Genomic DNA, 14,122 nt, shown 5'->3' on the forward strand with positions numbered 1-14,122 from the left:
AGCTGCGGGGGGGGAGCCCTCTTTCCCCCCCAAAAAAAATGCTTCCTTTCCGGAAAGAAGGTTGAAGAGTTGTGGCCCCCCCCCCCTGCCCCCCCCCCAGCACTGTGCCTGAGCGCAAAGGCGCACTGACCTGGGTTGGTGCTTGAGAGCAGCATCGTCGTGGACGGGCCGCGGGACAGGCGGAGAGCGGCGCCGCCGGACTGACATCACCTACCGGGACGCCCCGTTACGAAATCCTGCGCCGAGGTCACCGCCGCCATGTGCGACTCACCACCTGATCCCACGCCGGCCCAATCGTGTGAGGACTATGCCGGGTTCTCCGCGACGGCGAGATAGTCCGTGTAGATCTGCGGCGAGCCCGAGAACGAGGCCAGCTGCTTCCACTCCTCGTACATCTGCTTGGTGTCGCGGTGCGCGGCCGCGAACTCCGCCGCCTCGCCGGTGGCGATGTCGGGCTCGGGGTAGAAGACGTCCAGCGCGTCCAGGCTCGCGATCTCCATCATCATCACGTACTGGTCGAGGCGGTTGCCCCGCTCGCCCTTGAGCACGTGGAACCGCCAGTCCGGGTAGTCGTCGATCCGGTGGTGGTTCTCGGCGATGAAGCGGTCGAACATCTCCTCGGTCACGCCGGCGCGCAACGCCAGGTTGTGGATCCCGACGACCCTGGCGACGGGCTCCTCGCCCGGACGGTCGCGGTAGCGGGGGCCGGGCGTGACGGTGCTGCGGGGGTTGTCGGCCAGCAGCCGGTAGTCGGTGAACAACGTCGGCAGCTCACCGAACGTGCCCAGCCGCCGCCATCGCGCCAGCACCGCCTCCGCCTCGGGGTGCCGCGCCCAGAACAGCCTGGCCTCCTCGGTCTGCTCACCCCTGGCCGTGACGTAGCGGTCGCGTTGTTCGGCGCTCTCGATCTCGTACAGCATCAGGTACTGCCCGGTCCGCTCGCCGCGCAACCCGCGCAGCAGCGTCCACCGCCACCCCGGGTACAAGGGCAAATGAACGCCTTCGGCACGCACGAAGGTCTCGAACTCCTCCGGCGTGACACCGGCCTCCGTGTCGATGGCGATGTACTGGAAGGTGAACACCGACGAGCGTCCCATTGCGTCCAATCCTCTGGAAGGGAAAGGAAACGCGCGTTCGAGCGGCACGATTCCACTGCGTCACATCCTGCCAGTCTCGGCGAACGGGGCTGCGAGCCCTAGCGCTTGGTGGAGGTGAGTCCGGCGGGGAACGCTCCTAGCGCTTGCCTGGCAGGATGACCAGCCGTGGTGGTGAGCAGGAGCACTGTGCGGAAGCTGGCCGACGAGAGGTCGTTCGAGCGAGGCGAGCGGTACTTCGCGGCAGGCCAGGTTCGGCGGGTCGTGGTGGACGGGACCACCGTGACCGCAACGGTCGACGGCACGCGGACTTACCGCGTGCGGCTCGACGTCACGCCGAAGGGGCTGCGTGGGCGTTGCTCCTGCCCCTATGGGGCCGATGGCGTGTTCTGCAAGCACTGCGTCGCCGCTTCGCTGGCGTGGCTGGAGCAAGGCGGTGACGTGGGGAAGCCGCATGCGAAGCCGCTGTCGGACAAGCGCCTGCGGTCGTTCCTGCTCGGTTGTGATCAGGAGTGGCTGGTCGAGCAGCTGATGACGACGGCGAAAACCGATCGCGTGTTGCGTGCCCGGCTCGCCGCCGCGGCCGGACAGAAGAACGCGTTCGACGACCGGGACATCAGAGACCGCTTGGCACGCGCGATCGAGATCCCCGATTTCGTCGACTACGGCGAGGCGTACGGCTACTTCCTGCACGTCGGTGGCGCTCTGGATGAGGTCGAACGGCTGGTCGCAGCCGGATTCGCTGACGCTGCGATCGTCCTCGCCGAACATGCGCTGGAACTGCTGGAGTCCTCGGCCGAACGCGTGGACGACTCCGACGGCGGGCTGTCCGAGGCGATCACCCGCGTGGAGGAGATCCATCTGGCGGCGTGCGAGGCGGGCTCACCGGACCCGGTGGAACTGGCCGAACGTCTGGTCACGCGCGCGGTGAGCACCGAATACGAGGTGTTCCTCGACGTGCTGCCCGCATACGAGGAGGTGCTGGGCGCCGCGGGCCTGGCACGGTACCGGGAACTCGTCGAGCAGGCATGGCGGAAGCTCCCACCGAAGAAGCCGAACGACTACAGCGCCCGCCGCTTCGTCATCACCCATCTCATGGAGAACCTGGCCGAGTCGTCGGGAGGAGCGGACGGACTGATCGAGGTGCTGGCCAGGGACGTGACGAGCTCCTACGACGTGCTCCGCATCGCGGAAAGGCTGTGTGCCGACGACCGTGACGACGAGGCGCTGACGTGGCTGGAGCGCGGCCTGGCCGACTTCGACCCCGACTTCCGTCTGCGCGATCTGGCCGCGGAGATCCACGTACGCGCTGGACGACGTGACATGGCGAGCGAGATGCTGTGGGCCAACTTCACCGACCGGCCGAGCCTGGAGACCTTCCGCGCGCTGTGCGACGTCACCGTCGGCCATCTTCCGCAGTGGCGGGAACGCGCACTGGCCTTCCTCGCCGACCTGCGGCCGGTGAAGGGATCCTGGTCACCGGGCCGCTCGACGTTGGTGGAGATCCTGCTGGCAGACGAGGAGCACGACGCCGCCTGGCAGGCTGCGGTCGACGGCGGCTGCTCGGAAGTTCTGTGGCTCCGCCTCGCGCGCGTCCGCGCCGCGAAGCATCCGGCCGACGCCGTTCCGATCCTGCTCCGCGCCGCCGACCGAGCGATCGAAGTGCGCAACCGCGACTCCTACAAGGCGGCCGTTCGTCTGCTGGCCGAGGCCAAGACGCTGTTCTCCCGCTGCGACCGCGACGACGACTTCCGCGCGCACATGACCGCCGTGCGCGACGCGCACCGCACGAAATGGGCCCTTCGCCAGGAACTCGATTGGGCTCGGCTGCCCTGATCAGCTGGGAACAGGAAACTCGTACCGAGGTTCGCGGGTCTGGGGAGCACGGCCCCGAAAAGCCCGAAGGCGACCCGGTTCGCGCTGGACGCGAACACGAATCGCCTTCGTCTTTGGTGCCCCCGGCAGGATTCGAACCTGCGCACCCGCCTCCGGAGGGCGGTGCTCTATCCCCTGAGCTACGGGGGCCGTAGCTACGTGGAAGATCCTAGCGCACCCAGCCGGCCCCCGATGACACCCACCCCCAAGAACAACGAGACGTGGTCTCCGTCACGGGATCGTTCAACCGGGAATAGCCCGGATTGCACTCATGCGCATGTCGCTATATGTTCCGAGCATGGGTCACGGCCATGGACACGGGACGGCGTCGGCGAGCGGGCAGCACGCCGGCAAGTTGTGGGTCGCGTTCGGCATCGGCGCGGTCTTCATGGTGGTGGAGTTCGTAGTCGGGTTCGCCACATCGTCGCTCGCGTTGATCTCGGACGCCGCCCACATGCTCACCGACGTGCTCGGTGTCGGCATGGCCCTCACGGCGATCATCGTGGCCAAGCGGGCCAAGGCCGGGAAGAACCGCACGTTCGGCTTCTACCGCGCCGAGGTGCTCGCCGCGCTGGCCAACGCCGTGCTGCTGTTCGGCGTGGCGGGGTACGTGATCTACGAGGCCGTCGGACGGTTCCAGGACCCGCCCAGCGTGCCGGGCTGGCCGGTGCTCATCGCCGCGAGCCTGGGGCTGGTGGCCAACCTCGTCAGCTTCAGCGTGCTGAAGGAGGGCGCCCAGGACAGCATCAACGTCCGGGGGGCCTACCTGGAGGTCCTGGCCGACCTCATCGGGTCGGTGGGCGTGCTGCTCTCCGCCCTGGTCACCATCACGACGGGGTGGAAGTACGCCGACCCCATCATGGGTGTGCTGATCGGCATCTGGGTGCTGCCGCGGACGTACGGGCTGGCCAAGAACGCCCTGCACATCCTGTTCCAGCACGCGCCGGAGCGGTTGGACGTGACCGAGATGCAGAAGGCGCTCGGGCAGATCGAGGGCGTCACGGAGGCGCACGACCTGCACGTCTGGACGTTGACCAGCGGGATGGAGGTGGCCTCGGCCCACCTCACGACCACGGAGAAGGCCGACCACGACAACGTGCTCAAGGCCGCTCAGGCGCTGCTGGCGTCCAAGTACCACATCGAGCACGCCACGCTGCAGGTCGAAGGCGGCTCGTCAGCGCAGCGGTGCCGGGAGCTTTCCTGGTGATGCGGGGAGATCCCGCAGATCGTCCTTCGTGGACGGGGTTCCTGTTCGTGACGGAACGGTCTCGGTGCGAGGCGTGGGAACCGCCACCCAGACGCGACCTCGTTCGAACGGCACCACAAGAGCCTCCCCGTCGCCGCAGCACGAACCGCCAAGATCTCATCGGAGTATGTCCGAAGGGGATAGATCCTTTCAGGTGAATGGGAAAAGCCGCGCTCCGTGACGGAACGCGGCTTTCCCGGCAAGCGTGGATCAGTTGGGCGTTACAGCCCAGTGCACTGTCCTGCCTTCGGACCCTTCACGTCGTTCGCGAAGCCGTTGTTGACCGGCGCCGGGGTGTTGCCGACGCAGGACAGCGGGCCGCCGACCGTGGAGAACGCCACGACCGACCGGGTCTTGTTCGTCGTCAGCGACACGGGGCCGCTGATCGTGCTGTTCTCGACCGCGACCTCGGTGGCGGAGCCGTTCACCGTCACCGGGCCGTTGACCTTCGCGCCGACGAGCACGACCGAGGCCGCGTCCGAGGCCGAGATCGGGCCCTTGATCTCGCCGCCGAAGACGTACAGCGTCGCGCCGCGAGCCACCGTGACCGGGCCGCTCACCGTGGCGCCGTCCACATAGGTCACGCCCTTGACCTGCAGCGGGCCGTTGACCGTGCCCGTCACCGTGGTCGTGGCGGCCGGCAGCGGCTTCGACAGCAGCTCGAGCTCCGACAGCGCCACGTCACCCGAGAACTCCAGGCGGTACTGGCTGTACCGGCCCGGCGAGGCGATCTTGAACGACCGGGTGTACTGCTGCCACTGGAAGTTCTCGCCGCTGCGCTTGTCGACGGTCGCCCACGTCTTGCCGTCGTAGGAGCCCTTCAGCTCCCACGCCGACGGGGACGTGCCGGACTTGGCACTGGTCAGGGTGTAGAACTCCGCCTTCTCCTTGGCGTCGGACGCCTTGAAGTCGATGGAGCCGACCACGGCCGAGGTGCCGGAGTTGTTGTCCACCAGCTCGGCGGTCGACACGCCGGTCGCCACGTCGCGCAACGGGGCCGGGACCGCGTCGCCCTTGGTGATCGAGTCCGGCACGTCGTCGGCGCCGGTGCCCCACTTCGACGGGTTCGGGCCCATGTCGAAGTCGATCGTGGCGCCGGCCGCGAGCACGTCGTGCGGCAGTGAGGTCTTGTTCCACGGCTTGCCGTTGACCTTCACGCCCTGCACGTAGATGTTCTTCGTGCTGTTCTTCGGCGCGTTGACGACGAGCTTCTTGCCGTTCTCGAGCTTCACGGTCGCCTTGGTGAACAGCGGCGAGCCGATCGCGTACGCCGGCTTGCCCATCTGCAACGGGTAGAAGCCGAGCGACGAGAACAGGTACCAGGCCGACATCTCGCCGTTGTCCTCGTCACCGGCGTAGCCCTGGCCCTGCTGCGAGCCCACGTACAGGCGCGACAGGATCTCGCGCACCTTCTCCTGCGTGCCGGACGGCTTGCCCGCGTAGTCGTACATGTAGGCGATGTGGTGCGACGGCTGGTTGGAGTGGCCGTACTGGCCCATCCGCACGTCCCGCGCCTCGATCATCTCGTGGATCACGCCGCCGTAGCCGCCGGGGAACTTCGCGGTCTCCGGGGTGCTGAAGAACGAGTCGAGCTTGGCGGCCAGCTTGTCCCGCCCGCCGTACAGGTTCGCGAGACCCTGCCCGTCGTGCGGCACCGAGAACGCCATGTTCCAGCCGTTGGTCTCGGTGTAGTCGTAGCGCCAGTCCTGCGGGTTGTAGGCCGCCGGGTCCTCCACCCGCCACGACCCGTCGACGTTGCGGCCCTGGAAGAACTCGATCCGCTTGTCGAACGTCAGCACGTAGTTCTGGGCGCGGTTGATGAAGTACTCGTACTCGTCGGCGTACCGCTTCTCGCCCGTCTTCTCGTGCAGCGCCTTCGCCATCGACGCGATGCCGAAGTCGTTGACGTAGCCTTCGATCGCCCACGACCACGCCTCGTCGAGCTGGTCGTTGCCGGTCCAGCCGAGGAAGACCGACCGGTCCATGCCCTTGCGGCCGACCTGCTGGTTCGGCGGCACGACGGACGCGTTCTTCACCGCGGCGTCGTAGGCGGCCTTGATGTCGAAGTTCGTGACGCCCTTGAGGTAGGCGTCGGCGAACGCGACGTCCGAGCTCGTGCCGGTCATCAGGTTGGCGTAGCCGGGGGAGGACCAGCGCGAGATCCAGCCGCCGTCCTTGTACTGCTGGACGAAGCCCTCGGCCATCTCGCCCGCCTGCGAAGGCGTGAACAACGAGTAGGCGGGCCAGGTCGTGCGGTAGGTGTCCCAGAAGCCGTTGTTGACGTAGACCTTGCCGTCCACGATCTTGGCGCCGGTCTTGGTCGGCGTGTTCTCACCGACGGCGGGAGCCACCGGAGACGCGTACTGGATCTTGTCGCCGTCCTTCTCGAAGCCCGAGTTCGGGTAGAGGTAGAGCCGGTACATGTTGGAGTACAGCGTGATCAGCTGCTCCTCCGACGCGCCCTCGACGGAGAGGATGCCGAGGATCTTGTCCCACGCGGCCTGCGCGCGGTCGCGCACCGACTCGAACGTGTCGGAGCCCGCGACCTCCTGCTCCAGGTTCGACTTGGCCTGGTCGACCGAGATCAGCGACGTGGCGATGCGCATCTCGACGGTCTTGTCGCCGAACGAGAAGTAGCCGCCCACGTTGTCGCGGCCCGCGCCGGTCAGCCGGCCGCTCGCCGTGACCGCCTTGTCGACCTTGCCGTAGACGAACAGGCGGGTCGCGCCGGTGGAGAGACCGCTCTTCACGTCCGAGTAGCCCGTGACGACACCGTTCGCCGCGTCCAGGGTGAGGCCCGCGGAGTTGTTGACGTTGTCGAACACGAGGTTCTTCTGGCCCTCGTCGGTGAACGTGAACCGGAAGACCGCCGCGTGGTCGGTCGGCGCGATCTCGGTCTTCATGCCGTTCTCGAAGGTCACGCCGTAGTAATGCGCCTTCGCGACCTCGTTGTCGTGCCGGAACGGCAGGGCGCGCAGCGCGCGGTCCTGGGTCGGCGCGATGTTCGACGGCATGACCTGGAACGTCTGGCGGTCACCCATCCACGGGCTGGGCTCGTGGGAGGTCGTGAACGCCTGCAGCGTCGGCAGGTTCTGCGCGTTGTTGCGCTGCTGGTACTCGTAGAGCCACGAGATGGAACCCGCGTTGGTCATCGGGGTCCAGAAGTTGAAGCCGTGCGGCACCGCGGTCGCCGGGAAGTTGTTGCCCCGCGAGAAGGAACCGTTCGAGTTCGTGCCGCGCGTGGTCAGCACGTAGTCCGACGGCTTCGCGTACTGCTTGGTGACGACGTCGCCGATCCGGATGTCGTCGTACCAGGCACCGAACTCCGTCGGGCCCTTCGGACCGTCGTAGGCGACCAGGATCCGCTTGATCGTCTTGCCGGCCGCGACGGCGCCGATCGTGGACGCCACCTTGTTCCACTGGTTGGTGTAGAGGAACTTGCCCGCGCCCTGGCCCTGCGGCGACAGGACGGCGCCGTGCTGGTCGACCGCCTTGAGGTCGCTCAGGTACGTGCCGTCGGAGAACGCGAGGTCCACCGCCGAGTACGTGCTCGGGTAGCTCAGGTTGTCGGTGACGAAGTCCGGGAAGATCATGTACGACAGCTCGGTCTTCGCGCCGACCTTGACGTCGACGTCGAACACCTTGTTGTAGCTGTACGCGCGACCCTCTGCGGTGTGGCGGCCCTGGGCGCGGAACGACTTCACGCCCGTCCAGCCGACCCGCGACTTGGACGCGTACCCGCCCGTGGGGCCGCTGCCGGCGACGCTGCGCATGTTCGGCGGCGGGGGCGTGGTGGTGCCGTCGGAGAGCTGCACCTCGGCGAGCTGCATGACGTTGTCGCCGCCGTTGTTCAGCGTCACGTCGAGCTTGTACCGCGAGAACGCCTGGGGAGTCGCGATGTCGTAGGTCTTGGTCTGGAAGCGCTCGGCGAACGTCTCACCGGCGCGGGTGTCGACGACGGTCCAGTCGGTGCCGTTGTTCGAGCCCTGCAGCGTCCAGTTCTTGGGGTCGCGCTCGGGAGCGTCGTTGGCGGACGAGAGCGCGTACTTCTTGATCGTCTGCTGCTCGCCGAAGCGGAACGACGCCCAGCCGGTCGACGTGAAGACCAGCCACTTGGTGTTGACGCTGCCGTCGACGAGGTTCTCCTTCACCTCGCCCGCGTCCGCGAACTCACCGTTGGCCTGGACCTCCAGGACCTTGTCGGAGACGTTGCCCGGGATGCCGGAGCCGTCCGACCCGATCACGCCCGAGGACTTCGGCTTGCCCGCCGCGTCGGTCTCTACCGTGTTGGCCCAGGACGGTTGTGGTTGACCGTCCTCGAAGGACGAGGAAAAGCCCACGCCTTGCTCCTCTGGTGCGGCGGCCGCGTAGCCGTTGGTGACGCCGCACACCAGTGTCGCAGTGATCGCGACACTCACCAGAGTTCTGGTTCGTCTCTTCCCCAGTTGCCTCATCGCAACCCTTCCGCCGCCAGACCTGCGTCTTTTGGGTGGGAGCGTTTCTGCACGTGACATCGTTGTCAAGGGACAAGACGGTAATTGTCGCGCAACCTGTCCTTTCAACAGTTGCGCGCTGACGGGGAGCTTCAAGATCTAGAATCGGGCAGGTGACGGACCGCAAGCCCCCAGAGGTGGGTACGCCCGCGGGCATGCGCGTGCTGAACCAACGCGCTGTGCTGGACCGGTTGCGCCGTCTGGGTGCCGCCACCCGCCCGCAGGTCGCCAAGGACACCGGACTGTCCAAGCCGACGGTCGGCCAGGCGCTGGCCGACCTCGAACGCCACGGCCTGGTGCGCCCCACCGGCCGCACGACCACCGGTCCCGGCCGGTCGGCGGTGGTCTACGAGCCGAACCCGGCCGCGGCGTACGTGCTGGGCGTCGACATCGGGCGGGAGCGCATCCGGGTCGCCGTGGCCGACCTGGGCGGTGCCGTGGTGGCCCGCGTGGACGAGCGCAACCGGTGCAAGTCGGCCGCCACCCTCGTGCGCACGGTGACGGGCCTGGCCGCGCGCACCGTGGCCGACGCCGGGCTCGCGCTGACCGACGTCGTCGTGAAGGTGATCGGCAGCCCCGGCGTGATCGACCAGCGGTCCCGGGTCGTGCGGCACGCGCCCAACCTGCCGGGCTGGGAGTCCGCGGGCGTGCTCGACGGGCTGGAGTCGTCGCTCGGGCCGGTGGTGGTCGTGGAGAACGACGCGAACCTGGCCGCACTGGGCGAGCACGTGTACGGCGCGGCGCGCGACGTCAGCGTGTTCGTGTGCGCGACGGTCGGCACCGGTGTGGGCATGGGCATCGTGGTGGACGGCAAGCTGTTCCGCGGTGCGCACGGGGCGGCGGGCGAGGTGGGATTCCTGCCGTTCGTCAGGTCCTCTTCGGACGTCCATCGTGGACAGTTCGAGGAAGCCGTCGCGGCGGAGTCCGTTGTGGCGCAGGCACGTGCTCGCGAGCTGCCGGCGCGGTCGGCGCGAGATGTGTTCCGGCTCGCGCGCGGAGGCGACGCCGCCGCCGCGGAGATCGTGCGGGTGGAAGCGGAACGGCTCGCGTTCCTGGTCGCCTCGGTCGCCGCGGTGATCGACCCGGAGCTGGTCGTGCTGGGCGGGGGGATCGGGTCGAACGTCGACCTGCTGCTCGAACCGCTGGAGACGGCGCTCCGCACGATGACCCCGTTGGCGCCTCAGGTCGTGGCGGGCTCGCTCGGCGACGGCGCGGTGCTCTCCGGAGCCATCGCGATGGGCCTGGAAGCGGCCCGCGAGCTGGTCTTCGAAGTCACTCTCTGAGAGTAGTCGAGTGCACCTCACCTGGTAGTTCACTCAATCGTCGTAACTGTTAACGGTGTTTTGTGGCTTAGCGTTACCGCACCTCCTCCTGGAGGGTTGTGTCCTTCCGTTGCAAGGGGAGTCGGTAGGGGGATGCGGGGGACGTAGCCCCCTACCGGCCGAGTGCACTGGGCAGGTGCCGCGCCGCACCACCATCAGCCTGCCCAGTGCAGCAACGGAACTAGCGCGGCGTCGGGCGGTGGACGTTCGCCGCCGCCGACTCCCGGTGCGCCGAGTCCGCGATCCACCGGCCGGGGATGGACGCGTCGACCACGCCCTCCTCCAGCCACGTGAAGCCGCCGTCGAGGACCTGCCTGGCCAGCGCCTGGTCGCTGTCGTCGGTGTTCGTCCAGAGCTTCTCGAACAGCTCGTCGACCCGGACGCGCGCCTGCCTGGCGAACGCGTCGGCCAGCACCTTCGAGTTCGGGTTCTCGTCCTGCGCGGCCCGCACGCACGCGGCGCTGATCGCGAACAGCTCGGCGCCGATGTCGACGATCCGGCTGAGGAACCGCTGCTTGCGCTCCATCTTCCCCTGCCACCGCGACATCGCGTAGAACGTCTGCCGTGCCAGCTTGCGCGCCGAGCGCTCGACGAACCGCAGGTGCTTCGCGAGCGGCCCGAACTCCGCGTACCCGGCCGGGCTCTGGCCCTTGCCGACGACCAGCGTCGGGAACCACTTCGCGTAGAACCCGCCCGCCTTCGCCGCGGCCCTGACCTTGGCCTGGCGGTCGGCGTCGGGGTCGATGATGTCGCCGGCGACGCTGAGGTGGGCGTCGACGGCCTCGCGGGCGATCAGCAGGTGCATGATCTCGGTGGAACCCTCGAAGATGCGGTTGATCCGCAGGTCGCGCAGCACCTGCTCGGCCGCGATGCCGCGCTCGCCGCGCGCCGCCTGGCTCTCCGCCGTCTCGTACCCGCGTCCGCCGCGGATCTGCACCAGCTCGTCGGCCACCAGCCAGGCCTTCTCGCTCGCGTAGAGCTTGGCCAGCGCGGCCTCGATGCGGATGTCGTGGCTGCCCGCGTCGGCCAACTCGGAACTGAGGTCCAGCACGGCTTCCAGCGCGTAGGCGGTAGCGGCGATGAAGGCGATTTTGCCCGCGATGGCCTCGTGCTTACCAACAGGCAGCCCCCACTGGACGCGTTCGCTGCTCCACTCGCGGGCGATCTTGAGGCACCACTTCGCGCTGCCCGCGCACAGGGCGGGCAGGCTCAGCCGGCCGGTGTTCAGCGTGGCGAGGGCGATCTTGAGGCCGGCGCCTTCCTTGCCGATGACGTTCTTCTTGGGGACTCGGACGTTGTGGAACCTCGTGACGCCGTTCTCCAGGCCCCGCAGGCCCATGAACGCGTTGCGGTTCTCCACGGTGATGCCTTCGGCGTCCGCTTCCACGACGAACGCGGTGATGCCCTTGTCCGGGACCTGGGCCATGACGACCAGGAGGTCGGCCACGACTCCGTTGGTGGTCCAGAGTTTTACGCCGTTGAGGACGTAGTCGTCGCCGTCTGGTTTGGCGATGGTGCCGAGTCTGGCTGGGTCGCTGCCCACGTCGGGTTCGGTCAGGAGGAAGGCGGTGATCTCGCCCTTGGCGCACCTGGGGAGGAACTCCTGTTTTTGTTCCTCGTTGCCGAACATCGCGATCGGCTGGGGGACGCCGATGGACTGGTGTGCGCTCAGCATTGCGCCGATGGCCGGGTTGGCGCTGCCTACGAGCATCAGGGCCTTGTTGTAGTAGACCTGGGTCAGTCCGATGCCGCCGTACTCGGGCTTGATCTTCATGCCGAACGCGCCGAGGTCTTTGAGGCCTTTGAGGACGTCGTCGGGGATCTGGGCGTCTTTTTCGATCTTGGCGTTGTCGATGTGTGTTTCGGTGAACTTGCGGAGTTTTTCGAGGAATTCCTCGCCTCTGCGGTGGTCTTGTGCCGAGCCTGTGGGGTGGGGGTGGATGAGGTCCAGGCGGAAGTGACCGAGGAAGAGCTCCTTGCCGAAGCTCGGTCGCTGCCAGCGGGTTTCCCGTGCTTGTTCGGCGACCTGCCGGGCCGCTCGCTCGTCGACGGTCATGGTTACCTCCGAGTAGGGGTGTGACCTACGTTACTCAGGGGTAGGCGGATGTCCACGGGTTGGCGTTGGACCAGGTCGTTGGATTCGGGTGCCAGTTCCAGCGTGGTTGCTCTGGGCGGTTGGGTGCCTGTTCCAGCGTGGTCGTGCACCTCGGACGAAAGACTGGGTTCATCGCCGCTCCGCGACGATTGCGATTGGGGCTTGACTTCGGGGCCCTTGCGAGGCGCTGGTTCGGCCGGAAAAGGCCGGATGCTTCGCACCCGGCCGATCCACGAGTGGTAGCACCTCGCACCCAAAGTCAAGCCCCAATCGCCTAACCACGAGTGGGTGCACCGCTACCCAGCGGCGTCAGGGAAGACGGCTCGCCTTCGGCATCGCTTGGGCGCCTCGGCTTCGCCGTTGGCGGTGCGGGGGTTGTTTGTGCTCGCCTTCGGCTTCGCTTTGGAAGCGAAAGGGCCGCCCCCGGTGGGGACGGCCCTTTCGCTGGACGGACACGGCTACGGCAGCGGGGCGGCTCCGCGCTTCGCCAGGTAGTCCTTCATCAGTTCGGTTTCTGAGGCTTGGGACTTCAGCATGTTCTCCGACAGCGTGCGCACGAACGGCTGGCTCGCGCGGGTCGAGGCGTACTCCGCCATCGGTGCGCCGCCCATGTGATGGCGGAGCATCAGTTGGAGGAAGTACACGTCGAAGTCGCGGCCGGCGGGCATCGTGCGGAGCTTGGTGAGTTCCTCGGTCACGGCCATGCCGGGCATCAGCGGCTTGCCGGACTCCGGGGTCGTGGCGCCGTGGCCGTGGACGCCCGAGTCGTTCATCCAGGACATGTAGACGCCCGAGATGTTCTGCTCGTGCTCGTTCCACATCATCAGCCAGCCCTTCATGCGGCCGACCTGTTCCAGCTGGGTGGAGGCGATGTCGAACGCGAGCTGGCGGACCTCGGTGTCGGTGGAGCGGTCGCGGGCGATGTTGGCCATCTGGATGCCCTGCAGGTGGTGCTGCGACATGTCCTGGCAGAAGCCCACGTCCACGGAGCCGGAGGCCGGCGCTGCGGACGTGGAGGTCGAGCCGGGGAGCTTCACCAGCAGGCCCACGGCCGCGCCCAGGAGCAGGACGGCCAGGACCGCGGCGCCGATCACGAGGATCCGGGCGACCCCGGAGGGGCGCCCGGTCTCGTCGGAAGGAGCGGTCATCAGCTCGACGGGGGCGTCGAGACCGAGCCCGACGCGGGCGGCGTGCTCATGTTCGGCTGCTGGCCCTGCTGGCCCTCGGTCTGCGAGTCGTCCTTGCCGCCGTCCATCGGCACGGCGTCGGCGCCCGGCTTCTCGGCCACGAACGGGGCCGGGTTCGACAGGAACGCCGTGTTCTCGCAGGACGCGCCGACCTCGGGGTAGGTGTTCGGGTTGCGCAGCAGCGAGGAGATGAACTGGTCGACGCGCTCGTCGTCGGCCTTCTCGACCTTCAGCTGGTGGCCCCAGGACTGCAGGGAGATCGGCTTGTCGAGGCCGGGGAACGGCGACAGCATCATGTACGGGATGCCCTCGACCTTGGTCTTGAGCTTCGTCAGCTGGTCGTCCTTGACCTGGTCCGGGTTGTACGCGATCCAGACGGCGCCGTGCTCCAGGCCGTGGACCATGTTCTCGGTGCGGACGGCCTTGTCGTAGACGACGCCGGTGCAGTCGGCCCACTGGGCGTCGTGCGGGCCGCCGAACGACGGGGTCTGGTCGTAGGCGACGCGCTGCGTCGGCTCGACGTGGCGGGAGCCCTTGTACTCCTTGGTCACGATGCCCGCGAGCTGCGTCGACGGGTCCTTGTTCGTGTCCGAGGGCTTCCACTTGGCCAGGGCGGCCTCTTTGACGTTGTTCGCGTGGATCTGCGAGTACGCATACCCGAAAACACCGCCCGCGAGGCCCAGCACGGCGATCACCGCGATGATCGTGCCCCACGGCTTCGGCTTGCTCGCCACCACCGAGGAACGGGCCGCGGCCACGCTGTTGCGCGTGGCCTTCGTCTTCTTGCCGCTGGTCATGTCCGCCTCAGAT

8 protein-coding genes and 1 tRNA gene are annotated in these 14,122 nt (G+C 67.8%); 3 read left to right on the forward strand and 6 right to left on the reverse strand.

The genetic code is table 11. The annotated features are described in order from the left end of the window. Positions 1-305 precede the first annotated feature (305 nt). Positions 306-1,097 (reverse strand): hypothetical protein, encoded by a 792-nt coding sequence (locus ACFWV3_RS29915; RefSeq protein ID WP_382415971.1) that lies wholly within the window; start codon positions 1,095-1,097, stop codon positions 306-308. A gap of 261 nt (positions 1,098-1,358) precedes the next feature. On the opposite strand from ACFWV3_RS29915, the gene ACFWV3_RS29920 reads away from it, so the two are divergent. Next, on the forward strand, positions 1,359-2,930 hold the full coding sequence (locus ACFWV3_RS29920; protein ID WP_382415973.1) for an SWIM zinc finger domain-containing protein: 1,572 nt from the start codon (positions 1,359-1,361) through the stop codon (positions 2,928-2,930). A 114-nt stretch (positions 2,931-3,044) separates the two neighbouring features. Here ACFWV3_RS29920 and ACFWV3_RS29925 read toward each other — a convergent pair. After that, positions 3,045-3,119 (reverse strand) — tRNA-Arg (locus tag ACFWV3_RS29925). A 148-nt stretch (positions 3,120-3,267) separates the two neighbouring features. On the opposite strand from ACFWV3_RS29925, the gene ACFWV3_RS29930 reads away from it, so the two are divergent. Beyond that, positions 3,268-4,176, forward strand: coding sequence for a cation diffusion facilitator family transporter (locus ACFWV3_RS29930; protein ID WP_382415974.1), 909 nt, complete (start codon positions 3,268-3,270; stop codon positions 4,174-4,176). Between the two features lie 260 nt (positions 4,177-4,436). On the opposite strand, the gene ACFWV3_RS29935 is transcribed toward ACFWV3_RS29930, so the two are convergent. Then, positions 4,437-8,669: a GH92 family glycosyl hydrolase gene (locus ACFWV3_RS29935; RefSeq protein ID WP_382415976.1), complete on the reverse strand. Its 4,233-nt coding sequence runs from the start codon at positions 8,667-8,669 to the stop codon at positions 4,437-4,439. Positions 8,670-8,821: 152 nt separating this feature from the next. Between ACFWV3_RS29935 and ACFWV3_RS29940 the strand changes: the two genes are divergently transcribed. Beyond that, a complete protein-coding gene (locus ACFWV3_RS29940; protein ID WP_382415978.1) occupies positions 8,822-9,991 on the forward strand; it encodes an ROK family protein in 1,170 nt (389 codons plus the stop codon). Positions 9,992-10,211: 220 nt separating this feature from the next. Here ACFWV3_RS29940 and ACFWV3_RS29945 read toward each other — a convergent pair whose 3' ends face one another. The 3 genes from ACFWV3_RS29945 to ACFWV3_RS29955 form a co-directional block, all read right to left on the reverse strand. Further along, complete coding sequence (locus ACFWV3_RS29945) at positions 10,212-12,086, reverse strand: acyl-CoA dehydrogenase family protein (RefSeq protein WP_382415980.1); 1,875 nt, start codon at positions 12,084-12,086, stop codon at positions 10,212-10,214. A 497-nt stretch (positions 12,087-12,583) separates the two neighbouring features. Next, on the reverse strand, positions 12,584-13,273 hold the full coding sequence (locus tag ACFWV3_RS29950) for a DUF305 domain-containing protein (RefSeq protein ID WP_382415982.1): 690 nt from the start codon (positions 13,271-13,273) through the stop codon (positions 12,584-12,586). Continuing rightward, a complete protein-coding gene (locus ACFWV3_RS29955; protein ID WP_382416106.1) occupies positions 13,273-14,109 on the reverse strand; it encodes a DUF3105 domain-containing protein in 837 nt (278 codons plus the stop codon). Before ACFWV3_RS29955 ends, ACFWV3_RS29950 begins: the two co-directional genes overlap by 1 nt. Positions 14,110-14,122: the final 13 nt, after the last annotated feature.

Source organism: Lentzea sp. NPDC059081 (genome assembly GCF_042738015.1).
In the GTDB taxonomy this organism is placed as follows: domain Bacteria; phylum Actinomycetota; class Actinomycetes; order Mycobacteriales; family Pseudonocardiaceae; genus Lentzea.

Coding starts and splice junctions, on each gene's coding strand:
- ACFWV3_RS29930 (WP_382415974.1), top strand. CDS start 3,268: ATGGGTCACGGCCATGGACACGGGACGGCGTCGGCGAGCGGGCAGCAC.
- ACFWV3_RS29935 (WP_382415976.1), bottom strand. CDS start 8,669: ATGAGGCAACTGGGGAAGAGACGAACCAGAACTCTGGTGAGTGTCGCG.
- ACFWV3_RS29950 (WP_382415982.1), bottom strand. CDS start 13,273: ATGACCGCTCCTTCCGACGAGACCGGGCGCCCCTCCGGGGTCGCCCGG.
- ACFWV3_RS29955 (WP_382416106.1), bottom strand. CDS start 14,109: ATGACCAGCGGCAAGAAGACGAAGGCCACGCGCAACAGCGTGGCCGCG.
- ACFWV3_RS29915 (WP_382415971.1), bottom strand. CDS start 1,097: ATGGGACGCTCGTCGGTGTTCACCTTCCAGTACATCGCCATCGACACG.
- ACFWV3_RS29945 (WP_382415980.1), bottom strand. CDS start 12,086: ATGACCGTCGACGAGCGAGCGGCCCGGCAGGTCGCCGAACAAGCACGG.